The sequence below is a fragment of the Vibrio sp. 10N.261.52.C11 genome, from assembly GCF_041471405.1.
GTDB classification, from domain to species: domain Bacteria; phylum Pseudomonadota; class Gammaproteobacteria; order Enterobacterales; family Vibrionaceae; genus Vibrio; species Vibrio crassostreae_C.
This window is the reverse complement of the sequence record NZ_JBFROI010000033.1, coordinates 73,622-97,834: the sequence shown is the minus strand read 5'-3', so window position 1 is coordinate 97,834 and position 24,213 is coordinate 73,622. Positions and strand designations below refer to the sequence as shown.

Below are 24,213 nucleotides of genomic sequence, written 5' to 3'. Positions count from 1 at the left end.
AGTAATTGATGTAAAGATTGGTTTTATGAATTTATAAAGTTCAAGAGTTTTGACGACACTAGAGGTTAGGTCAAAAGAGGTTAGATAAATTTACGGCCCTCAGAATGAGAGCCGTAGAAGGTTAATTTGCTTATTTAGTGGCTTAGAAGCTTTAGTAAATTAGAAGATTAAAACTTCAAAAACCTAGAAGCACAATAAATCCGATATTTAACGAAATCAGTTCGAAGGCTTGAACTGAGATTTACGCATACGGTTCAGAGCAGCCATCACATCTAACGTTCTTGGTTTCGCTAGGTCACCGTAGTTAGGCATGTTAGCGTGCCATTCGTTTTCTAAAATAGCGTTAAACTCTTTAGCAGGGTTGTTTGACCAACCTGGAGTTTGTGCAAATTGGAACCAAGCCCAACCGATCGCATTCACTTCAGACGGTGATTCTAATTGCTCAAGCGCAGAAAGGTCTGCAAACTCTTTACCAAAACGCAGTGACTCTTTGCCTTTAGCATTAACACGGAATTTACCGTCAGTCAGAATGTTCATCAGTGAAGCACGGTTCAATGAACGCGGTACAAACGTTTCTAAAGCAGTTTCACATTCGTTAGTACGCTGAGTAGGGTGCTGAGCAATCACGTCTTTTGCTTTTTCAGTCACATCTACCGCTTGGTAGTCGTGCATTTGAATCACAGTGTTCGCGACATCTAGGTAATCACCAGAGCCACCCATTACAACAATGGTAGAGATATCCATCTCTTCACGAAGCTGACCAATGCGGTCGACAAGTGGTGTGATTGGCTCATCGCCTTTTGACACTAGCGCTTGCATACGCTCGTCACGAATCATGAAGTTAGTCGCTGACGTATCTTCATCGATAAGTAGAGTTTGAACGCCGGCTTCAATCGATTCTTGTAACCAAGCCGCTTGAGACGTAGAACCTGACGCATCTTGTGTGCTGAAGTCAGATGTGTCTTTCTGCATTGGTAAATGGTTGATGTAGTTTGACAGGTTCAAGCTGTGCACACATCGACCATCTTCAGCGCGGATCTTCATCGTATCAATCGCAGTTACAATGCCTTCGCGACCGTCACCAGGAATATGGTTGTAGATAGAACGTTCAACGGCGTTCAACAGTGTCGATTTACCATGGAAACCACCACCAACGATCAGCGTAATGCCTTTTGGAATGCCTAGGCCGGTCACGTCACCTTGGTTTGGAGTATTTAACGTAACACTCAATGATTCTGGAGCCGCGAAAGGTACCGCGTCTTTCATTGGAAGGTCGCAGTTACCCGCGATACGAGGTAACACACTGCCGTTTGCAACGAAAGCGGCTAGGTTGTTTTCATCCAATTGAGCACGCAGCGCTTCTTGGTCTTCAATCGTTTCACAATGTTTGATCATTGCATCGATGTTTAACTCACGCTCAAGCGTCGCGCGACGAATAAACTTCGGTAAGTAGAAAGTGATGATGTTGTTCGCTTTCTTAGCAAGAATGCTACGACCATCAGCTGGTAAATTAATACGGAAACGAATTTCGATGCCGTGGTCTGTGAATACAACAGCTGTGTTGTCTAATACGGTTTGACCCGTCAGCGCGATAGAAACAGTCGACTCTTGTTTCGCGAACTCAGAGAAGCTACGTGCGATAAAGTCACGAGCGGCTACTTGGTATTCGTAAGATTTTTCTTTCAGCCAATCTAACCCGGTCAAAGACCACGCGCGCGTTGCACGAAAACGAGAAGCTGACGCGTATGGGTCACCTTGGATGTGGTCGATGTGTAATTCAAAATCAGCAAAGTCGTATTGACCTTTAATTTGTTGATATGCACGGTAGTTTTGTTTTTCGAGCTTTTTAAGCTTTGCAGTCAACTGATCCATAACGAGGAATGCCTATATAAGGGGAAAGATAAAAACAGAAAGGCGGCGATTATAAAAATCACCACCTTTAGAGTAAAGAGAAAGTAGGCCTAAATCCAAAACTAACTGCTCTTTTTCGCTTTAAGCGTAACGAGTTGTCCCCAAATAGTTTTGATTGATTAAGCTGTGTTCGAATTCTTGGCTCGGCATTGGTCTTCCGTAAAGGTAACCTTGGCCCACATCGCAGCCTTCGTTAATAATAAATTGCTCCTGAACCTCCGTTTCTATGCCTTCAATCGTCACTTTTAAGTCGAGCTTTTTGGCAATTTGGACAATAGAACGAACAATTTCCGAGTCTTCGTGTGAGTTGAGCATTTGGTCGATAAAGCTCTTATCAATCTTAATGGTGTCGAATGGGAACTTCTTCAGATAACTGAAGGAGGCGTAGCCCGTACCGAAGTCATCTAGTGACAATGTAACGCCAATATCGTGCAAAGATCCCAAGGTATTCTTGGCAACCACTTCATCTGCTATCAGTCCACTCTCCGTAACTTCAAGTTCTAAGAAACGAGGCTCTAAATGATAGGTTTCGAGTAGGTGAACCACTTGTTCCGCAAAGTGTACGTTCTTGAGTTGAATTGCAGACACATTCACAGCCATCTTGAAATCTTCAACGTATTCGGACCACTCTTTGGCTTTTTCAATCGCATTGCGTAAAACAAAGCTGCCCACTTCGAAAATCAAACCGTTTTGTTCAGCCATGTGGATCAGGGTTTCGTTAGAGATATCACCCAAAACAGGATGTCGCCAACGAAGCAAAGCTTCAGCACCGACCCAGCGATGCGTCAACGGGCTAACTTTGGGTTGAAAGTAGAGCATAAGGTCATCATTACGAACGGCTTGAAGCAAATAGCCTTCGATCTTATTAATGTGAGTTTGTTCTTCGGTATGGGATTGAGAGTAGTAAGCGAACTTTTGTCCTGAATCTTTGCAGGCTAACATCGCTTCAGAAGATTTCTGCAGAATGCTTTCCGCGTCATCTTCGTCGTTCGTAATTGCAATCCCAATAAACGCGTGCAAATGCACTTTGTCACTTTCGATGTCGAATTCTGAATGACCAACTTTAACGAGCGTCTGGCAAAGTTCTTCAAGGCGATGGTGTAAATCTTTAACGCTAAACGCCAATACGAGGTCAACCGAAGTAGGGCGTGCAGTTAATACATCGATATCAGAAATACAGTCTATGCGTTTTCGGTATTCAACAAGCACTTGGTCTAACGCGTTATAGCCGTAGCGTGCTTGTATGCGTCTACCGTTGGTAAAACCAATATGAACGACTGCAAATGAGCTGTCTGTCAGCCTTCTCTGTGACAGTAGCTTGTGGTTTAAGCGAGATTCAAATGCGTTTCGGTTTAAAAAGCCGGTGCCGAGGTCGTGATTCTTTTGGAAGTTAATCTTCTGTTCAGCCGCTTTTCGTTTATCAATTTCTTGATTCAACGAGTAATTAAGGCTCGCGAGATCTTTAGTGCGATTGTAAACGCGGTTTTTTAGGTCGCGATTCATTTGGGTAAGCTTGGCGTGTTGGAATAGGGTTTTAAGCTGAGATTCAATCGAAGTCCGAAAGCTCTCTAACAGTTTGATATAAGTAGGGGTGTAGTGATTCTCTTTCGAGTCCAAGATACAAATGGTGCCAAACAGTTCACCGTTAGGCCAAAGTAATGGAATACCACAATAGGAGACTAAGCCGAGTTTGATGTCTGGGTTGTTGTCCCACTTAGGATCGGCAAGCGCGTTAGGCACAAGAAGCTGTCGTTGAGTTTCCATCACTGTTTCGCAGTACAGCCCATTCCCCAGCGTTTCAGAATCACCTTTGTTGTATGGGTTGTTCTCGCTACGACTGGTTGAAAAAACTTCAATGTAATTGGCGTGAACACGCATGATTAGTGCTGCGGGCACTTGAGTAATTTGAGCTAAGAGGTCGACAATATTCTGCCAACCGTGCTCCATATCGTCTGGGATATCTAAATCGAGAGTTTTTATTTTCTTCATATGACTCCGAGTCAATTATGCTAAATGCATCAACACATCCTGTGTTAATTATGATGAACCAAAGAAAACTGTGAATCTTACGTTAACTAAGTATAAGAAATGTTGCACAAAAAAACCTCGGCAATTTTGCAGAGGTTTTCAAATGTGAATACGGGTCTCAGTAATGAGATAAATTTCGATTAGGGCTTTAATTTTATAAAGTCTTCGCTATTCAGTTTCTTACTGTAATCTACTGATGGCTGCGCGAACCCGTTGAGCTGCAAGAACTCGTCTTTGAACCCTTGGTAATCACCTAAAGTTTGGAAGTTGTTTTCATCCATCTTTTCTAGTAGTTCAGTTACGTGCGCTTGGGTTTCTGGGTCTAATTCCCAATCATCCATACGGATCAATCGCTCACCATCAAGTGGTACTTTGGATTGACCATAAAGTTTACTGCCAAACAGACGCTGCATTTGTTGGATACAACCTTCGTGGGTCTCTTTCTCTTTCATCACCTTATACAAAGCAAGTAAGTAAGGGCTTAATCCAGGGATGAAAACGCTCGCTTTAGTGACTAGGGCTTTACATACCGCCGCGTAAGCGTTGCCATCAAAGTTAGCTAACTCTAGATTAAGAGCGTGGCTGGTTTGGTGAAGGTCGATCTTAGCGCGTCCCAATGTACCGTCTAAATAGATAGGATGTGTGACTTCTGGACCCACATAAGAAAACGCGATTGTCTTACAACCCGGAGCAATAGATTCTGCGTTGATGAGCTCATCTATCCATTGTTCCCAATCTTCGCCTCCCATCACTTTGAGTGTGCTTTCGGCTTCTTCTTCCGTCGCGGCTTCAAGCGTGTTGGTGACCCAGTTGTCGTGTTCCAGAGAAATGGTTGCGCCAGTTACGCTTTCACCAATAGGTTTGATGGCAGAGCGCCAAAACTCATCGGAATCTGGTTTAGGACGAACGCCTGCAGCTAAGCTATAGATAATCAGATCCACTTCACCTTCGAAGTAGGTTTCAATGGCTTCGACAACTTGTGAGCGTGTTTCTTGCGAAAATGCGTCGCCAACGATGTTGATAGCAGTGCGTTGCTCTCGTTCGGCTTCTTTTTTGAAGTAGATGTTGTTGTACCAACCAGCACTACCTAGGGATTTTTCGTTTGGACCGCGCTCGAATGAGACGCCGATAGTGTCAGCTTTTGCGCCGCCAAAGGTAAGGGCAATACGAGCGGCAAGGCCAAAGCCTGAGGAAGCGCCGATAATCAGTACTCGTTTAGGGCCATCTTTGATTTGCGGCGCACTCTTAACAAACTTGATTTGTTGCTTTACGGCTTCTTGACAGCCAAGAGGGTGAGCGCTTTTGGCTACCACACCCTTGATAACAGGTTCGATCAGCATAAATAACCTTACAGTTAACGGTGATATGCACTCAGGCTAACGTAAAGCTGTGTAAAATTTATTGAGCTAGACCATTAAAACTTAAAGATACTGATATAATTCTTCGGCGACGAATTCAGCAATCCAAGGTTGAGCTTCTGGTTTTGGATGCAGTCCATCGTTCATCATCCACTCAGGTTTGAGGATGATATGCTCTAGGAAAAACGGCAAAAGTGGCACGTTTTGTTGTTCAGCAAGCGCTGCAAAAACGTATTCAAACTGCTGGTTGTAACGCTTTCCGTAATTTGGTGGGATTTTAATCTGCATCATTATAGGTTTGGCGCCCGCAGCTTTTATCTGCTCAATGATCTGCTCAAGATTTGCAGACATCAGCTTAGGTGGGAAACCACGAAGTCCATCATTCGCACCAAGTTCGATAAGAACGGTGTCTGGAGCATGTTCTTCAAGCAATTGTGGTAGGCGGGCTAAACCATTGCCCGTTGTATCACCAGAAATACTCCCGTTAACCACGGTTACCGTTTTGTCATGCTTTGCTAACGCGTCTGGTAACAGGCTTGGCCAACTCTGTTTGATGTCCATGTTGTAACCAGCACTCAGGCTATCACCAAGGACCAGTAACTTAGAATCTAAGCGGGTATCTTGAGCCAAAGAAGCGGTTGAAAATAAAATAAAGAATAAAAAGGAAATTAGTCGAGTCATGCATACATCCATCATTAAAGCAGAAGCTGTTTCGAAGACAGTGTCTACTAATCAAGAACATTTAACAATCCTAGAGCACGTCGATATCGATATTCGTGAAGGCGAAACTGTCGCGATTGTCGGCACGTCTGGCGCGGGTAAATCGACCTTAATGACGCTGCTTGCTGGTCTTGATGTACCAACGAAAGGCGAAATCAGTTTATTAGGACAGCCACTTTCACAGCTTGATGACGAGGCAAGAGCGAAGATCCGCAGTGAATCGGTAGGGTTTGTATTTCAAAGCTTCTTGTTAATTCCAAGTCTTTCAGCGCTACAAAATGTCACGTTACCTTGTTTGTTAAAGGGAGAAGACGAAGACATCGAACGCGCGACTGCTCTGCTTGAATCAGTAGGCTTGAAAGACAGGCTTGATCACTTACCGTCGCAGCTATCTGGTGGTGAACAACAAAGGGTCGCGTTGGCGCGCGCATTTATGATTAAGCCAAAAATTCTTTTTGCCGATGAACCCACAGGCAACCTAGACCAACAAACGGCAGCCAAAATTGTTGAGTTGTTGTTTGAATTGAACTCATCCCACGGCACAACTTTAGTTTTGGTGACACACGATCCTAAGCTTGCACAACGTTGCCAAAGAACACTCAAGATGCATGTCGGTCAGATAGAGGAAGTCTAAATTGAATTCATCAAACGGACTGAATAAACGCCTGTTTTCATGGAGTATCGAAGAGATTCGACACGGCCAGTTGTGGCCAGTTTCAATCGCTTTAACGCTTATTATTGCTTGTGTATTTGCATTGTCGGCGTTGGCCGAACGTATGGAGCAGGTAATTGTTAAACAGGGCAAAGATGCGCTTACTGCTGATAGCGTGTTTATCTCAGCAAACCCAATTCCGCAATCCTTGTTAGACCTCACTCAAGTTGAACAATTAGAAAGATCTCAGTTGACTCGTTTTTCAACCATGGCATTCAGTGATAACTCAATGCAGTTAGTGACGGTAAAAGCAGTTGAAAGTAATTACCCATTACGCGGTGAAATGATCTTAGAGGGCGCTGATAAAGCATCAAGTAACCATGTTGAGCCGGGTGAACTTTGGCTAGACGAGCGTATATTTGCACAGTTAGAGGTTGAAATTGGTGACAATGTCACTATTGGTGATGCCGATTTAGCGATAACTGGACGAATCACTCAAGAACCAGGCTTAAGCTTTAACCCATTCCAACAAATGCCAGCTGTGCTGATTCATACAAGTGATATCGATGCCACGGGAGCGATTCAACCGGGCAGTCGTGTTAGTTTTAGGCTGTTTCTCAACGGTGATGATACAAAACTGCAAGCCGCGCAAGACAGCGTAGAATTAACACCAAGCGATCGCTGGCGTACTCAAGATTCTGCGAGCCGTACTAACGACATGTTCGAAAGCACGACTCAATATCTTTCGTTAACCGTTGCTATTGTTGTGATCATGGCTGCGACCACTTTGGTACTCACTTGCCAACATTATGTTGCGAGTCGCCGTAAAACCATCGCGATGCTTAAGAGTTTGGGTGCAAGCAAGCAGTGGATCGTTAAATGGTTGTCTGTACAGGTATCTTTATTAGTGGTTATCGGTGCAGTACTGGGAATAACTATCGGTATCGGCTTAGAGTTTTTGCTTCGTATACCTCTGGGTGACTTATTACCAACGCCACTTCCTAGCTATGGTATTGAACCTGCAATCTTGGCGATTTTATCAAGCATCTTAATTGGTGTTCCTGCTCTTGGTATCCCGTTAATTGGCTTGGTCAATACCTCGGCAATCAGCGTTATCCAATCAAGTCACCAGTCCAATGAAAGCTACAAGAAATATTTGTTGTTACTGGTACCGATTATTCCAATGATGCTGATGTATGGCGACAATCTATTGGTATGGATAGTTCTAGCGGGTATCGCTTGCCTGTTCTTAGTACTTGCGGTCGTTAGTACGCTTGTTCTGCGTTTGGTTGGCAAGTTACCGACATCTACGTCTATGCGTTTAGCATTGAGCAGAATTAATCGCACACCTTTAGCAACGGGGATTCAATTTGGCTCTTTAGCGCTTTCACTGATGTTGCTGTCTATCATCTGGTTGGTAAGAAGTGATTTACTGTCAGATTGGCAGCAAACCTTACCCGAGAACGCACCAAATGCGTTTGCACTTAACATTGCAAGCTATGAAAAAGACAGTTATCTCGAGACGATTGATGCAAACGAAGTAGAGCGTACTCAAGCGTTTCCAATTATCCGAGGACGACTGACGACGATAAACGGTGTCGAAGCATCGGAATACAGTGATACCTCTGGAGAAACAGACGCACTAAGCCGTGAGATCAACTTCACTTGGGGAGATAGCTTACCTAAGTACAATGAAGTATTAGAAGGCAGCTGGACACAAGAGCATGGCGTATCTGTAGAATCGGATGTCGCGGAGCAACTGGATCTAAAGATTGGCGATGAGCTGTCATTCACAATCAACAGCCAGAATGTTTCTGCCAAGGTGAATAGCATCCGCAAAGTCGAGTGGCGAGAAATGAAGCCGAACTTCTACTTCATTTTTACTCCAGATGTCTTGAGTTCAATCCCTTCTACTTGGCTAGTGAGCTTCAGATTAGAAGAACAACACAATCAGATGCTCAACGAACTCTCTCGAAATCATCCAACCGTGAGTTTGATGGATATTCGTAAGATGGGTAGCAAGATCCAAGAGTTGCTTAAGCAGATTGTTTGGTCGATTACCGTACTTGCGGCGTTAGGTGTGGTGGCGGGGCTGTTGCTTATCTTCACTCTATTGCGATTGAGCTTATCTCAAAGACAACAAGAGATACGCTTGTATCGAACATTAGGCGCGAGTAAGAAGCGAATTCTCAATACTATTTGGTGTGAGTACGGTTTAATGGCGTTAGTCGCAGGCTCAATTGCAGCCCTTGGTTCTGAGCTCAGCGTGGCAGGAGTGATGAACTTTGGTTTTGAGTTACAACCTTCACTTCACCCGATGTTGTGGATAGCGCTACCGGTGCTAACGTTCATCACATTAGCCGCGGTAGTGAATAGCTTAATCAAACGTTTGTTGGCACCAGTAAACAAGGATTTTGGCTAGTCGTTAGCGAGATCTAGCCAAGCGCTTAAAACGGCCTAAAAGTGAGATTATTTATACTTAGTCATGCACTATTTATAATACGTCGCTTTAGACCGTTTTTTATTTAACCAACCGGTAGCATAAGTAAAAAATATCGCACCTTAGATTCCACTGTTTTTAGCATTTTTTAAAACTAATTACCCAATAATGCCGATTTAATGAACAGCGGTTAGTCCCTGTAAACAAAGGGTTTGCGCAACTTAGCAAGAACGTTATCAACAGTTATCCACAAAAACGGTGGATAACTTTAGGGATAAGTTAACCGCTATGTTTTAAGAGTACTGAGGCAGCCTTTATGTGGCGTCACTTAGGACAAATTTGACTGTTAGAATAACCTTTAAAACCCTATCTGGAGTTATTGAGTCAAGAGATTATTTATGTTTTTTACATAGATATTAAATCCCGCCTATCTAAGACCTTGATAAAAATGTGTTTTAATTCATCGCAGAACAAAAGTAGAATAGAGGCAGTTAATCTTATTCTACAGAACACGATGAACCACAACAAAACGGATACAAATCAACCTTCTATTGCCATTGTTGGTGGTGGTATTGCCGGAACAACGAGCGCGATTCACTTTAGTGAGTTGGGTTTTAAGGTCACTATCTTAGAAAAAGGGCCGAGTTTGGTTAATGGTCCACCAATTTGCCACCTGCACGCTGGCGGCAATTTGTATCGAGATATTTCTGTAGAGCAGTGTCTTCAGTTGCTCACGCAGTCAATTGATACCGTCCGCTTATTTCCTCATACGATCAATATTCGTCCGACAATCATCGCCGTTCCGCACAGTGATGGTGGAGAGCCGTTGGATCTGCTTCCTCGTCTCAAGATAATCAAAAGCGCTTATGCCGATCTTGTTAAACAAGATAAAAGCAACCAAGTGCTCGGTGATCCGGAAGAGTATTATAAGCTGTACAGCAAAGAAGATTTATTAGCACTTTCTGCGAAAACACAGCCTCTGAAACCAACATCGCTTGATGATTGGTGTATTCCTTTCGCCAAGCATACGGATTTAGAGACCCTAAAGTATCCTGTTGCGATGGTCCAAGAGTATGGCTGGAGCGTATTCCGACTTTCTGCGACCGCTCAACTCTCTTTGGGGCAACAAGCTAACTGTACTGTGTTAACCAACAGCCGATTACATTCTGTTGAGTCGACAGGTCAAGGTTGGTCTTTGACTTATACCGATGCCGAAAACCAAAGCTGCCAACTAACGACCGATTACTTGATTAATGCGAGTGGGTTTGAAACGGGTATCGTAGATGACTTTGTTGGCTCTAAGCAGCAAAGACTTGTTGAGTTTAAAGCTGCATACGTTACAGAGTGGCCATATTCGCAAGAATGTAAGGAAGAGTGGCCAGAAGTTATCTTCCATGGCCCGAGAGGCACACCGCAAGGCATGGCGCAATTAACGCCGTATGCTGATGGTGTGTTCCAACTTCACGGCATGACAGAAGGGATTACTCTGTTTGAGGGTGGGCTTGTTTCATCGTCAACAGACTCGTCACAGCCACAGTTGCCTTCGAAGCTGCTTAAGAAAATCGTATCGGGTTGGAGTGAAGATCAGCTTGAATTAAGAACTCGCGCGGCAATAACGCATATGTCTCAGTTCATCCCAAGTTTCAGTTCTGCATTGGTCGGTGGTAAACCTTTGTTTGGTGCACAACAGATTCCGGGAACCGATCCAAGCTTAAGAGCTTCAGACGTTTCATTCTGTGGGGATCGCTATGCTCGACTTGAAGTAGTAAAAGCTTCTTCAACATTAGAAGCGGCACAAAAGGTCGCTGAGCAATGGTTTGATGTATCAGAGGCGGCATCTATTGAAGACACACACTCAGTGACAATGTCACTTAATCTAAATGATATTGAAAACAGAGCGATAGATTTGACACAAGAACGTGGATACCCAGAAGCGCTTGCCAAGGTGTCAGGTCAAGATCACGCTTAATAGCCTATAATTAGTCTATCATCATCGACTGCGTTTAATTTCTTCAATTCGGCTTACTGTAATAGGTAAGCCGAATCTTCATTTCAACATCTGCTTAGATACCGAACCTCATCTAAATGACATCTTCCTAGTTGATTATTCTCAGCTACATAGCATTTAGCACATAACACATCGCAAAAACTAATAGCCGAAAAACTGAGCCCATTGGCACCAAACATCTTGTAAGCCCAAGCGATCGCCCTTGCTGAACGATATCGCATGTCCAGGTTTTGCTTGCGCCAAGCGTGGTAAATCGATTCTGGCGACACATCCTATCTTCGGATAACCACCTATGGTCTGTCTATCATTAAGCAGCACGATAGGCTGTCCATCTTGTGGAATTTGAATCGCACCTAGGGCAATGCCTTCTGACAATAGCGAAATGTCAGGCGAGTCTACGGGCTCGCCACTGAGTCGATAACCCATCCGATTAGAGTTTTGGTCAACGTGATACTGCGCGTTATACAAAATCTCTCTTGCTGACTCGGAGAATAGCTCGCTTTGATAGCCTTCAATCACTCGTAGGTTCACGGGTAGATTGTAATCAGGCGTGTATCGGAAGGTAACACTCAACGCTTTAAATGGATGAGAGAGTTGGTGTTGGGTAAAAGCGATTTGTCGCCCTTGCTGGCATGGCTCGCCATCTTGCGTTAATCCACCAATCTTTTCACGAGTGACTGTAGAGCAGCTATCAAGAGTTGATGGAACATCGAAACCGCCCTTAATGGCTAAATACGCCCTTAGACCATTTTTAGGCAAACCAAATGAGAGAACTTGCCCCTTAAAAGCTTGAAAAGTGCTCCAGTTAGCCTGTGGTTTACCATCGAGTTTCGCTTGTAAATCACCCCCGCATAGTGCCATCTCGCAATCAAAATCGATTCTCAACGCACATTGCCCAAGCGTGATTTCCAACGCCGCTTGGTTGACTGGGTTGCCCAATAGATGGTTAGCCCAACTATAAGAGTAGTCATCAACCGGTCCACCTTGCGTTAATCCAAGATGAGCAACACCAAATCGCCCAAAGTCTTGAATCAAACTCAACGGGCCGGGCTTAATCACTGTCAGTGTTGGTTTAGTTTTTGTCTTAGCCATTTACGATGCCTCCACCCAACTCTACAAATTCTTTTTTTGAAATCGCTATGAAACGGACGGTATCACCAACATTAAGCAGAGACAGTGGTCTTTGCGTGATATCGGCGTTCTTCAACTTGCTATGATCGAACAACGGAAGTGGGCAATTGCCAATAATATTCCAACCGCCCGGTGAATCCGAAGGGTACACAGCTGTTTTCGTATCCGCGATGGCGATACTGCCTTTGGGCACAATTAAGCGGGGTGTGGAGTGACGGGGCAAGGCAAGCTCATTAACCACATCCGACATAAAGGCAAAGCCAGGCGTAAACCCAATCGCACTGACGCTGTATGTCTGTGAGGTGTGATGTTGAATTATCTGGTCGAGCGACAGGCCTTTGTTTTGATATCGGTCTAAATCGAGCGCCGTTTCTGGTGAGTAATAGGCAGGAAGCTCAATCGTATCGCGAGTTTTACTAACACTAGAAAAGGACGACAGAGCATGACTCAACAAATTATTGAGCTGTTCAATGAGCTGCTGTTCTGATATTTGATAAGGGAGGTAATCGACCAATATTGTTTGGTAAGCCGGTGTCACATTCATCAACACCGATGCTAAGTTTTGGCGAATGGCATCGGAAAAGTGAGCTATGTATTGCGCATATTCGGCGCTAGATTGATTATTTGAAGGCGATAGCGTCAAGGTCACCAAAACGCTGCATTCCGCGACTGGCGCTATATTGAATTCAATCTGATTCGTCGTCATTTCGTTTCCATACGTTTGTTATCTTGCCTTTTTTAGCTTACTTGGCGTGTCTCACTTCCGTGTCCAAGCCAATACAAGTCAATTAGATCTCACGAGCGATTAGACCATGCGTTATACCAATCACACGCTTCATACTAATTAAAAGCGTTGAGGTCTTGTCTGATTTTTCTAATTAATGCGATGGATTGAGGGTTATCACCATGAACACAGATAGTATCGGCTTCAATAGGCAGTCTTTCGCCCTCTAAAGTCGTAACCGAGCCATAGTTAATGATTTGCATAACTTGGTTATAGATATCGTCTTGATTGACGTAAACCGAGCCTTTTTGAGTACGTGGCGCTAATTGTCCGTTATTTAAATAAGCACGGTCGGCAAACGCTTCAAACAAGAGAGGCAAGTCATGGTCGTCAGCAATATCCAAATACTGTTGATTGTCTGATGAAGAGAGAATCATCAACGGGATGTTAAACTCAGCGACGGCTTGGGCTACCGCATTGAACACATCAATGTTTGCCATCATATCGTTATAAAGAGCGCCATGAGGTTTCACATAGCCAACAGTGGTATGGTGATAGCGGCAAAGGGCTTGTAATGCACCGACTTGATAACAAACCAGCTCACTGATTTCGTCCATGGTGTGTGGAATAGAACGGCGACCAAAACCAACGAGATCTTGATAACCGGGATGAGCACCAATTTGGGTGTGATAGTGCTGCGCCAGTTTTATCGTCTTGGACATAACGTGCGGATCAGACGCGTGGAAGCCACAAGCGATGTTTGCCATATCGACCCATTCCATGACCGACTCGTCATCGCCCATCTTCCAATTGCCGAAACTTTCTCCCATGTCGCAATTAAGCAAAATCTTCGTTGTCACGTGGTGCTAATCCTTTACGTTGAGGTAAGTAATGACGGTCTTATAAATACCATAAATAAACAGTGACCTAACTCAAACTTTCGACACCGTAGATTTACCAGTATGGCATTTCATATATAGTTGAACTATTGATTAAAGGATTAATATCTATCTGTATATTAGGTGAGCACATGATATCCCGCCAGGTTTGCTTAGGACTAGCATTAACGATACCTGTTTTTGTCTCTGCTCAAGAAAACTCTCTAGACCAGCTCATGTCGATGAGCCTTGAAGAGTTGTCTATGTTAGATGTCGAAATGGAAACGGCTTCGAAAGTGACACAAAAACTTACCGAGATTTGTGTCAACCAAGAGTCTGTATATGTGAGGATCTCTCATGAATTCTAAATGGCTTAAGCACCGCATTAAGCTCGGCTTATCTAAACTAGGCTTAGCGGCTTTAACGATGCTTATTGTGCCGTTGAACACCTCAGCTGCTAGCTTCAAACCTTATGAAGTGAAAGCGGTGTACCTTTTTAGAATTGCGAATTTTATACGTTGGAATGATGAAAGCTCAATGAACGCTGTGAACTTTTGTGTGATTGGCGATGAAAAGGTAAGCCAAGTGCTAACGTCAATTACCGAGGGGAAATCTATTCGTTCGCTCGCTATCCGAGTTCAACAGTCGATTACTTCTAAGTGTGATATTACGTATTTGTCTGACCGTAAAAATGACCAATTTCTTAGTCAAGAGCACTCGCCACATACTGTGACAATCAGTGATATCCCTAACTTTACGGACTTAGGTGGAATCATTGAACTCACGCACATCGATAATAAGCTCAAACCTAAGATCAATCTAGAGAACGCAAGGCGCGGTGACTACGTCATTGGCTCGAACCTGTTACGAATCGCTATAGTGGAGGGCCAATAATGTTGTCTTTCATTAATAACATATCGATTAAAAACAAGCTGATATTACCCATTATCATCTTCATCGCAGTCACTTTTGTAACGATCCAATCGGTAAATTACACTGTCACGTTTGAGAGAGAGAAAGAGAGTCTTATTCAGCGTGTTAAAGTGCTAGCACAAGGTGTTGCTTATAACTTGCAAGCCGCGATTTTATTTGAAGACAAGTCATCGGCTCAGGAAATATTGTCAGCTTTCGTCGCAGATAAAGATATTGTTAGAGTGAAGCTCTATGACATCAACGAACAGCTTTTTGCCAGCTATCAGGTGAGCAACACTCTGGTTCCAAGGCCAAACGCAGAAGAATTAGACGATATCGCCGATCATCAATTTGCCATCTCTGAGCATTTCATCTTCTTGCTCGTTCCAGTGACACTGGATGGCGCAGTGATCGCGAACTTGAGAGTAACAATATCGAAAGAGACGTTTAATTCGATCTTAACGAATATTTTCAAGGTTGCGGTCGTCTACCTGTTGTTTCTGGTGATGTTAGGCGGAGTAGTGGTCAAATTGGTGCAACGCTTGATTATCGAACCGATGTTTGACCTCAATGAGGCGATGCAAGCCTTTGTTGAGCGTCGTTCGAAGCAGCCTAAATTAGTCGTAACGAACCGCGATGAAATCGGCGATCTGGTTCGAGCTTTCAATACCATGTTAGAAAGGCTTCAACATCGCGATAACCAAATCAATTTTACGTTAGACAAGTTACAAGAAGAAAAATCATTCGCAAATGAGGTCATTGAAACCGTTCAGCACTCTTTGTTGGTGGTGGATGAAAAAGGGCTCATTCTTCATGCGAACGCAGCTACTCGGGATATTTTTAAATGCTCGGAAGCCTTTCTTGAGAATTTGTTGATCCAAGAGTTGATCGCGACCAAGCAAACGGGTTACTTACAAGATGTTATTGATGCCAATATTGAACTTAATGACGAATTGCTGGAAACCACCGATCTCTTTCAATCAAAACGCTGGCTCCGTGTGAGCAGTCGTTCTTTGACAAAACATTGTCGTATTCTTTATGCAATCCAAGATGTCACCGACATAGAAACGGCCATGAGTCGCCAACGTATTGCTGCGGGTGTTTTCGAAAACAGTAAAGACGGCTTGATCGTGCTCAACTCATCCAATGTGATAACCATGGTTAACCCGGCGATCACACAACTTCTCGGTTATCACTCTGATCTGCTGGTGGGCAAAACACCATTTGAAGTATTTTCGTGGCAGCAATTTTCATCATTGATGCCGACAATTCGCAGTTCGTTAGACAACTATGGTCAATGGCAAGGCGAAGTGTGGGAGAAAAGCGCGTCCGGCACGTTAGTTCCAATGTTTGTCAAAGTGAATCGAATTGCCTCAGACAACGAGAAAGACGAGTTTGATATGGTATTAACGCTGTCTGATTTATCCAACGTTAAAGAGATGGAAAGACTCGAACACTTGGCTCATCACGATGCATTAACCGGGTTAGCGAATAGAGCGCAGCTGTATAAGGTTATGGATGATGTTGTCACGTCGAGCCACTATTCAAATCAGCATTTTGCGGTTATTTACTTGGATTTGGATGGCTTCAAAGAAGTGAATGACAACTATGGTCACGATGCGGGTGACGAAATCCTTAAAGAAGTGTCAAACCGGTTATTATCTCAGGTAAGAGCGGGGGATTTGGTTGCACGTTTGTCGGGTGATGAATTTGTTCTTATTATTAAACAGACAAACAAAGTCTTATTAGCGAAGTTAGCCGAGCGATTGTTGGATCTGATCGGGCAAGAAGTGAATTATAAACAGCGTTCACTTCATGTTGGGGCGAGCTTAGGTATCAATTTAGTTGATGGCTCAGAGCGTGATATTGACGTGATTCTAAAGGTTGCTGATGAGGCTATGTACCAAGCGAAACGCAAAGGAAAAGGTCAGTTTGTGTTCGCTCGTGAGGGTAAATAGGCACCGGTGTTTGTGAGCTCACCCTAAGTTGTTGTATCATAAGTGATAGGTTGAATATTTTTAATTAAAAGGTCTGCTAAGCATGAATGTTTTAGTTACAGGTGGCATGGGTTACATTGGTAGCCATACAAGTATCCAGATGATCAACGCAGGTATGACACCTGTACTTTTTGATAGCTTGTACAACAGCAAACCAAGCGTTCTAGAGCGCATCGAAAAAGTCTCGGGCGTTCGTCCCAACTTCATTGAAGGTGACGTTCGTGATAAAGCGCTTTTGACTGAAACTATGAAGCAACACAACATCGAAGCGGTTATCCATTTTGCTGGTCTGAAAGCCGTCGGAGAGTCTGTGGAAAAGCCTCTTGAATACTACGACAACAACGTAAACGGCACTTTAGTTCTTGTTGATGCAATGCGTGATGCGGGTGTAAAAACCTTGGTATTTAGCTCTTCAGCAACGGTATACGGTGATCCTGCAAGTGTGCCAATTACTGAAGACTTCCCAACAAGCGCTACCAACCCATATGGTCGTAGTAAACTAATGGTTGAAGAGTGTTTAACCGATTTCCAAAAAGCCAATCCTGATTGGAGCATTACACTGCTGCGTTACTTTAACCCTGTAGGTTCACATCCAAGTGGTGAGCTAGGTGAAGACCCGCAAGGTATCCCAAATAACCTAATGCCATTTGTCTCTCAAGTAGCAGTGGGCCGCCGTGAATTCCTATCTGTATTTGGTAGCGATTATCCAACAAAAGACGGGACTGGCGTTCGCGATTACATCCACGTAATGGATCTGTCTGATGGCCACATCGCAGCGCTTGAGAAAGTAGGGTGCAAAGACGGTCTTCATATCTACAACCTTGGTACGGGTAACGGTTCAAGTGTGTTAGACATGGTTAAAGCATTCGAACAAGCAAGCGGTAAAGAGATCCCTTACAAGCTAGTTGAACGCCGTCCTGGTGACATCGCAGAGTGTTGGGCAGATCCAGCTAAAGCTCAGAAAGAACTGGGCTGGAATGCAAGCCGCACATTGGCTGAAATGACCGAAGATACATGGCGCTGGCAGTCAACAAACCCGAATGGATTCCCTGGTTAACCTAGTGGTTTCGTGAATGATTCAAAAATTAAAAGATGCTTTCGGGCATCTTTTTTGATCTTAATCGAATAAAAAGTAAATTAGTGGTTAAAAAGTATCATTCTGTATCCGCTGTGTTATTATGCTCGCGAATTATATGTTTAATGTTAATTTTCTTTGGAGTTAATCATGGAACTAGGCCTAATCATCACTTTCATCGTTGCTGCTGCAGTAATGGTTAAAAAAGAGATGGCAGAGAAGTAATTTCACTTATTACCTTTTTTATACAATTTTTTAGTGAAATAAATTAAAAGCCAGCAATTAAGCTGGCTTTTTAGTTTCTGCTGTATCAGATTCTGTCGTTAAGTTTTCTAACGAGTTAGAATTCGTATTTAGCTGAAATACCGTAGTTTCTTTCCGCTTGAGTGTTCTCTTTGTAAAGTTCATCATCACCGCGAATATCATTCCAACGGTAGTACTCTTCGTTAGTTAAGTTGAACACACCACCACGAATCGTCAGATCCTTCATTGGTTTGTAGTAAGCTGTTAAATCAACAACTGTTGCGCTTGGAAGCTCAGCCTGGCCTGCGTTACCGCCACTTTCGTCATCGAAGTTGATGTCTGAACCAGATTTGTCAGCTGTGTAGTTTAACTTAACGCTAGTACCCCAATTTTGGTTTGGCGCATCATAGTTAAGACCTAACACCGCATTCCAAGGGTTAACACTATTTAGTGCATTTCCGTTTCCGTCCTCACCCTCTGTGTATGAAGCTACGAAGTGAGTTGAAATACCCTTAGGCGCACCAACCAAGACATCCCAAAGTAACGTGTTCGAGAATTCAATCCCCTTTATCGTTGCCGAATCCAAGTTAACGTTAGAATAGTGCGTTGTTCCACCAACCTTTTTCGTAACCACTGTCTCGATAAAGTCATCGTAGTCACTGTAGTAGGCCGCGATTTCAGATGATGAAGCTTGAGTGTTGTGACGATAGCCTAGCTCGTATGAAATACTGGTTTCTGATTTAAGATCTGGATTTGGATCATTTACGTACCCATGTCCAGGGTTATCATATGTATAGTAAAGTTCATCAAAAGAAGGGGCTCTAAAGCCTTGGCTAATTTGGCCAAAAATAGTGCCTGTATCTGTAAGTTTGTATGTTGAACCTAAACGACCAGTTACCGCAGAATCTGAGAAATCACTCAACGTCTCAGTGGTGTTGTTACCAGGATCAGTTGAGAAATAGTCAAAGCGTACACCAGGGGTAACAATAAGTTTGTCATTCACTAAGCTAATTTCGTCTTGAATAAACAAGCCAAATTTTTGCTCCTTAGCATCTGGAGTATATACATAAAGTTGGTTATCAGTAGCAGGATCAGAGTTATACTCCATATTGGTGTTGCTGATGTCACTATGTGTATAAGTTGCACCATACACTAGGTAATGGTTGTTAATTTCTTTATCTAGCTGAGTCTCGATTTCAAGCTTATCTTCAGTGTACTCGTAGTCTTTTGTTTGTAAGTTGTCGTTGTTAGCTGGTACCCAAGGTGGCATACCTGGGCCTGCAGGTTTAAAGCGCTTAGTTACACCATTCTCTTCTTTAGAAATGTACGATACTTTACTCGTTACAGTATCGGCAATTGTGCCATCAGCGAACCAAATGTGCTTAATAGCGAATCGATTTTGCGTTGTGTCATCAGCACCTGTATAGCTATCGTAGCTTGAGTGGTAGATGTCAGAGTCTGAAGTATCTTTGATTAGCTCAGCTAAAAACTCGATACGATGACTTTCGTTTAACTGATATTGCAACTTAACCAAAAGATTATCTGCTGAAGTATCTTGACCTTCTACAGCGTAGTTCTCTAAGTCGTTAGGGTTACGGAAGTTTTGCAACTCTTCACCATCTCGACGAGTGTAGGCTACCAATGTTTCTAGGTCATCGAATCGATTAGCTAATGCAACGTGCTCACTGAAAGAGTTATCTTCTGAAGAGTAAGACAGTTTCGCTTGACCGCCAAAGTCTTCTCCATCTTTTAAGAAATCAGAAGGGTCTTTAGTTTCAAAGGCGACAACACCACCAATAGCGTCGCTTCCGTGTAAACTTGAAGCCGCACCTTTGATAATTTCGACACTTTTCAGCATATCGGGATCGATTGAAATACCGCTAGAGTTAATAAATGCGTAAGGGCCACCATCAAATGAACCTGGTTGCGATGAGCCATCCACTAAAATCTTTACGCGCTTACCTTCCATGCCACGAATGTTGATGGTTTGTGCACCTTGTCGAGAGCTCGAGTTCATCGTTACACCTGGAGTGTATTCGAAGATTTCGTTAACATTTTTTGCCATGTTCTCTTCGATTTGCTCATCGGAGATGACTGCAACAGAAGCCGCTGTATTGATAAGTGTTTGATTCGTGCGCGTCGAGGATACAACAACCTCATCAAATAGGGCATAATCTTCAGCAAAGGCTGACGTTGATGAAAGCGCTAAAACGATTGAAGCAGAGAGTAGGGATTGCTTATACATCTGATAGTTACCTTAGTTCCATAGTATTATCTTGATTTGCGAAGATGATATTGGATCTAAATGATAATTACTATTATTTGCATTTAATTAATTTTCAACTTTATCAACTAATTCATAATTAATGCTCTTAATCACTTGTATTAAAAAGACTTATTCAGTTCCATTCATTTTGTGAATGCTTCTGTTTTTGTGATGTAAATCTCAATTTATAGTAGGAAAGCTATGCATAGCCCAATAACACTTGAAGCATTACACATACTAGATGCTATCGATCGTCGTGGAAGTTTCGCCGCAGCAGCGAATGAAATGGACCGAGCGCCATCATCATTGAGTTACCAAATTCAGAAGTTGGAGCAAGATCTAGACATCATGATTTTTGATCGGTCTGGGCATCGTGCAAATTTCACGGAAGCGGGGCAGTTAATACTAGAACAAGGCAGGATAATTCTTGGTGCGACTGAACAACTCGTTAACGATGCGAGTATTCTTGCTAATGGTTGGGAGCTAGATCTAACTATCGCCTTTGATGGTATTATTCCGATTAGTAATTTTTTCTCACTGGTTGATGAACTAGGTAAAATCAGTAAAACACGCGTTCGTTTACAAGAAGAAATCTTAGCTGGATGTTGGGAATCTCTGGCCGATGGCCGAGCTGACTTACTTGTGTGCCCAAAGCTTGATACGATTCCAAACGACATTAAAAGTGACGTAATAGGTAAAATAGAAATGGTTTGGGTGGCAGCATCAAACCATTATGTTCACAAACGTTCTGGTGAGTTCGACCAGAAGGCCAGAGAAAGTTACAGGGTTATTGTAATTGCCGATACAGCACGCGATCAACCCGCACTAAGTATTAATATATTAGAAAAACAACCACGCTTAACCGTAACGAGTTTCCCAGCAAAAGTAGAAGCTCTAACAACAGGGTTAGGCATAGGCACTTTACCGAGTGTTATCGCGGAACCACTGATTGAATCTGGTGTGCTTCAGCGAATTGTAGGAACGGAACCCCAAGCTATTGATATCGTCATGGCTTGGCGACGCAATAAAATGGGCGACGCCAAATCATGGTGTATTCAGCACCTTAAAAAGACATGGTCACTCAAGTAACGGCAACACCATATCCGCAGTACCGTCTTCAAAACTAATATCTAGCTCAAACCCCAACTTTTGAGCTAGTGTTAGCATGCCTCTGTTCGTTGGCATCGTCATCCCAGACATTTGCTTGGTCTGCTTTGCTCGGCAGTAGTCGATAACCTTAGTCAGAAGAATTCGACCTAATCCGACACCTTTCAGATCAGACCTAATTAATATCGCAAACTCTGCATCTGTGTTTTCTGGGTTAATTAGCGCTCTTGATACACCGATAATAGCCGGAACACCTTGTTCTTTGCGAACAACCACAAAAGCAATTTCTCTGTCGAAATCAATCTGAGTAAAATTAGCCAATGCCTCATGATTGAATTCACCCACATCACTAAAAAAACGCTTATAAAGATCTTCTTTCGATACTCTATTAATGAAGTCTGCGTGAAGTGGTTCATCTTCAGGGAGAATAGGGCGTAACAGCACCTCTGTGCCATCCTTGAGTTGAATGTTTTCTTCGAGCTCTACAGGATAAGGACGTATTGCCAACCGTTCTTGAGGATCACCTTCATAAGCTTTCAAGATAATATCTGCGTCTAATATTGTGAACTTGTCTCCATTGGCTAGTACTGGATGGATATCCAAATCATGTATTTCAGGGCAATCAACCACCATTTGAGATATACGAACCAGCAGTTCTGAGAGTCCCTCTATATCAATCGGATTAGGAAGCTTTTGCAGACGAATTTTGCCACTTTTTATTGCTCGAATGATTAGGTAACGAGCCAGTGTCATATTAAGTGGTGGAAATGCAGCTGCCGCATCAATCGATTCATCCCACTCTGAACCTCCTTGACCAAGTAAAATAATAGGACCAAAAGTCTCATCGGTCGTGACCTTTACACGTAGTTCTTGCCCGCCCGCGAGTTTCGCCATTCCTTGAATTAACAAGCCGTGGATGTTTGCTGTAGGGAAGGATAATTGAGAACGATCGAGAATTGCCTGAGCCGCATTGGCAACTTCACTGCTGTTTCGCAAATTGAGCATCACGCCTTGTACGTCTGACTTATGTGCAATATCCGGCGAACGTAATTTTACTGCGACGGGATAACCGATCGTTTCAGCGATGTGTACCGCTTCACTTGGGTCAGAAGCGATCCAAGTTGGTAACACATCGAGGTTGAAGCTCTTGAAAAACTGACTGTTTTGGTGAGTATCAAGGCTAACTGTATCTTTATCCAGTAGTTTTCTTTCTATCCAACCTTTCGCATCTGCTAGATCTTCAATGTGTACTTTTTCTGCAGTGGTCGGCGTTTCCATTAACTGACGTTGGTTACGTCTGTACTCGACTAAGTGCATGAATGCGACCACAGAGCTTTCAGGGGTCCGATAAGTTGGGAAACCCGCTTCGGTAAACAGCTTTCGTGCGGGCCTTGCTGTTAGCTCACCAGACCAATTCGTCAGGATGTTAAAGCGCTTGTGGCGAGGGTGCTTCTTAATCGCTTCAATAATTCGTTCTGCCGTTTTAGCGGAATGTGCGACCGCTGAAGGGCTGTGCATGATAAGAATCGCGTCTGCTTCATCGCCATCGAGTAAGATGTTTATAGTGTCGATATAACGTTGATCACCAGCGTCGCCGACAATATCGATAGGATTGCTATGAGACCAACTCGATGGTAAAACCTTGTTCAACTTATCAAGTGTCTCTTCTGAAAACTCTGCGAGCTTACCACCGCGGTCAAATAGGGTGTCCACAGCCATAATCGCAGGGCCGCCACCATTAGTAACAATAGCCAAGCGCTCGCCTCGCAATGGTACTGAATGAGTCAGTGTTTCTACCGCAGCAAACAGTTCATGTAAGTTCTTAACTCGTAGCATGCCGCTGCGTCGGATTGCGGAATCATAAATAATATCTAATGTGTCGGCACCGCCAGTGTGAGCCATTGCTGCGGCTCTGCCTTTCGCCGTTCGACCGCCTTTCAACACCAAAATTCGTCGGTTACGCGAAGCCGCACGCGCTGCAGAAATAAAGCGCCTCGCATCAGTAATGCTGTCTACATAAAGCAATATCGCTTCGGTGTGAGAGTCGGTACTGAGATAATCCAATAACTCCGAGAATTCGATATCGCTACCATTGCCTATAGAGATAAACGCCGAAAAACCGATCTCTTTGTCATTAGCCCAATCGAGAATAGTGGTACACACAGCTGCCGACTGAGAAACAAAGGCGATCTTACCGGGTAATGCTGTCACTGGAGAGAATGAGGCGTTCAAATTTAACCAAGGAACAATCACCCCCAAACTATTGGAACCCAACACTCGAATGTTGTGCTTTTTGGCAATCGCTAGGCATCGTTCATCATACGTCTCACCATTATCGCTTTCTTGCTGCATGTCTGAAGAAAGCACAATGACAGAGGCTATACCTTTCTCAGCCAGTTCTTCAAAAATAGCGACATTACGGGTCGCATTGGTACACAAGATTGCGAGGTCAGGAACAATCGGTAACGACAAAATGTTCTTGTAAGAAAGCACACCGGCCACTGAATCATATTTCGGCGTAACCGGCATCACCGCACCTTTAAAATCCCCATGCAACAAATTGTTCATAACAATATATCCTGCGCGTGTTTCTCGTTGAGAAGCACCAACAACAGCGATTGAACGGGGTTTAAGTAGGGGATCAAGATGATTCATAGACATATCCTAGCAATGCACGTAAGTTCATCGTAACTTACTTTGCACTCACAGGTTGATGGCAAATTCACCGAATTCAGATGAATAAGCAAACACTGCATAAAGTTT

Annotated in this window: 17 protein-coding genes; 8 read left to right on the top strand and 9 right to left on the bottom strand. The window is 43.5% G+C overall.

Annotated elements, in window-relative coordinates:
- Nucleotides 1–216 precede the first annotated feature (216 nt).
- The 4 genes from AB4323_RS13710 to AB4323_RS13695 all read right to left on the bottom strand — a co-directional run bounded on the left by AB4323_RS13710 (nt 217) and on the right by AB4323_RS13695 (nt 5,978).
- On the bottom strand, nt 217–1,872 hold the full coding sequence (locus AB4323_RS13710; RefSeq protein WP_017060076.1) for an ABC-ATPase domain-containing protein: 1,656 nt from the start codon (nt 1,870–1,872) through the stop codon (nt 217–219).
- Between the two features lie 120 nt (nt 1,873–1,992).
- Nucleotides 1,993–3,900, bottom strand: a complete 1,908-nt coding sequence (locus tag AB4323_RS13705; protein WP_017060077.1) for a GGDEF and EAL domain-containing protein — start codon at nt 3,898–3,900, stop codon at nt 1,993–1,995.
- 179 nt (nt 3,901–4,079) lie between these two features.
- Nucleotides 4,080–5,279, bottom strand: coding sequence for an enoyl-ACP reductase FabV (gene fabV / locus AB4323_RS13700; protein ID WP_372152722.1), 1,200 nt, complete (start codon nt 5,277–5,279; stop codon nt 4,080–4,082).
- A gap of 81 nt (nt 5,280–5,360) precedes the next feature.
- The gene (locus AB4323_RS13695; RefSeq protein ID WP_372152720.1) at nt 5,361–5,978 is read right to left on the bottom strand and encodes an arylesterase; all 618 of its coding nucleotides are present in this window, start codon (nt 5,976–5,978) and stop codon (nt 5,361–5,363) included.
- Here AB4323_RS13695 and AB4323_RS13690 point away from each other — a divergent pair.
- From AB4323_RS13690 to AB4323_RS13680, 3 genes are all read left to right on the top strand, one after another.
- Nucleotides 5,977–6,651, top strand: coding sequence for an ABC transporter ATP-binding protein (locus tag AB4323_RS13690; protein WP_004730959.1), 675 nt, complete (start codon nt 5,977–5,979; stop codon nt 6,649–6,651). The two genes, AB4323_RS13695 and AB4323_RS13690, sit on opposite strands and share 2 nt — an antisense overlap.
- Before the next feature lies 1 nt (nt 6,652).
- Nucleotides 6,653–9,091, top strand: coding sequence for an ABC transporter permease (locus AB4323_RS13685; protein WP_372152718.1), 2,439 nt, complete (start codon nt 6,653–6,655; stop codon nt 9,089–9,091).
- A gap of 532 nt (nt 9,092–9,623) precedes the next feature.
- Nucleotides 9,624–11,078, top strand: coding sequence for an FAD-dependent oxidoreductase (locus tag AB4323_RS13680; RefSeq protein ID WP_102333626.1), 1,455 nt, complete (start codon nt 9,624–9,626; stop codon nt 11,076–11,078).
- Between the two features lie 180 nt (nt 11,079–11,258).
- Here AB4323_RS13680 and AB4323_RS13675 read toward each other — a convergent pair whose 3' ends face one another.
- From AB4323_RS13675 to AB4323_RS13665, 3 genes are all read right to left on the bottom strand, one after another.
- The gene (locus tag AB4323_RS13675; protein WP_372152717.1) at nt 11,259–12,209 is read right to left on the bottom strand and encodes a biotin-dependent carboxyltransferase family protein; all 951 of its coding nucleotides are present in this window, start codon (nt 12,207–12,209) and stop codon (nt 11,259–11,261) included.
- Nucleotides 12,202–12,954 (bottom strand): allophanate hydrolase subunit 1, encoded by a 753-nt coding sequence (locus AB4323_RS13670; RefSeq protein ID WP_372152716.1) that lies wholly within the window; start codon nt 12,952–12,954, stop codon nt 12,202–12,204. The genes AB4323_RS13675 and AB4323_RS13670 overlap by 8 nt, the downstream gene beginning before the upstream one ends.
- A 134-nt stretch (nt 12,955–13,088) precedes the next feature.
- Nucleotides 13,089–13,832: a 5-oxoprolinase subunit PxpA gene (locus tag AB4323_RS13665; protein WP_017060084.1), complete on the bottom strand. Its 744-nt coding sequence runs from the start codon at nt 13,830–13,832 to the stop codon at nt 13,089–13,091.
- Between the two features lie 170 nt (nt 13,833–14,002).
- Here AB4323_RS13665 and AB4323_RS13660 point away from each other — a divergent pair, with 170 nt between their 5' ends.
- From AB4323_RS13660 to galE, 4 genes are all read left to right on the top strand, one after another.
- Nucleotides 14,003–14,218 carry a hypothetical protein gene (locus AB4323_RS13660; RefSeq protein WP_102394477.1) on the top strand — a complete coding sequence of 72 codons (216 nt, stop codon included), beginning with the start codon at nt 14,003–14,005 and terminating at the stop codon, nt 14,216–14,218.
- Nucleotides 14,208–14,744 (top strand): YfiR family protein, encoded by a 537-nt coding sequence (locus AB4323_RS13655; protein ID WP_017060086.1) that lies wholly within the window; start codon nt 14,208–14,210, stop codon nt 14,742–14,744. Before AB4323_RS13660 ends, AB4323_RS13655 begins: the two co-directional genes overlap by 11 nt.
- Nucleotides 14,744–16,720, top strand: a complete 1,977-nt coding sequence (locus AB4323_RS13650; RefSeq protein WP_372152715.1) for a diguanylate cyclase domain-containing protein — start codon at nt 14,744–14,746, stop codon at nt 16,718–16,720. The genes AB4323_RS13655 and AB4323_RS13650 overlap by 1 nt, the downstream gene beginning before the upstream one ends.
- A gap of 82 nt (nt 16,721–16,802) precedes the next feature.
- The gene (gene galE, locus AB4323_RS13645; protein ID WP_017060088.1) at nt 16,803–17,816 is read left to right on the top strand and encodes a UDP-glucose 4-epimerase GalE; all 1,014 of its coding nucleotides are present in this window, start codon (nt 16,803–16,805) and stop codon (nt 17,814–17,816) included.
- 358 nt (nt 17,817–18,174) lie between these two features.
- On the opposite strand, the gene AB4323_RS13640 is transcribed toward galE, so the two are convergent.
- Nucleotides 18,175–20,322: a TonB-dependent hemoglobin/transferrin/lactoferrin family receptor gene (locus AB4323_RS13640; protein WP_010429656.1), complete on the bottom strand. Its 2,148-nt coding sequence runs from the start codon at nt 20,320–20,322 to the stop codon at nt 18,175–18,177.
- A 222-nt stretch (nt 20,323–20,544) separates the two neighbouring features.
- On the opposite strand from AB4323_RS13640, the gene AB4323_RS13635 reads away from it, so the two are divergent.
- The gene (locus tag AB4323_RS13635) at nt 20,545–21,432 is read left to right on the top strand and encodes a LysR family transcriptional regulator (RefSeq protein ID WP_372152713.1); all 888 of its coding nucleotides are present in this window, start codon (nt 20,545–20,547) and stop codon (nt 21,430–21,432) included.
- On the opposite strand, the gene AB4323_RS13630 is transcribed toward AB4323_RS13635, so the two are convergent.
- Nucleotides 21,421–24,105, bottom strand: coding sequence for a GNAT family N-acetyltransferase (locus AB4323_RS13630; protein WP_372152711.1), 2,685 nt, complete (start codon nt 24,103–24,105; stop codon nt 21,421–21,423). The genes AB4323_RS13635 and AB4323_RS13630 overlap by 12 nt on opposite strands.
- Nucleotides 24,106–24,213: the final 108 nt, after the last annotated feature.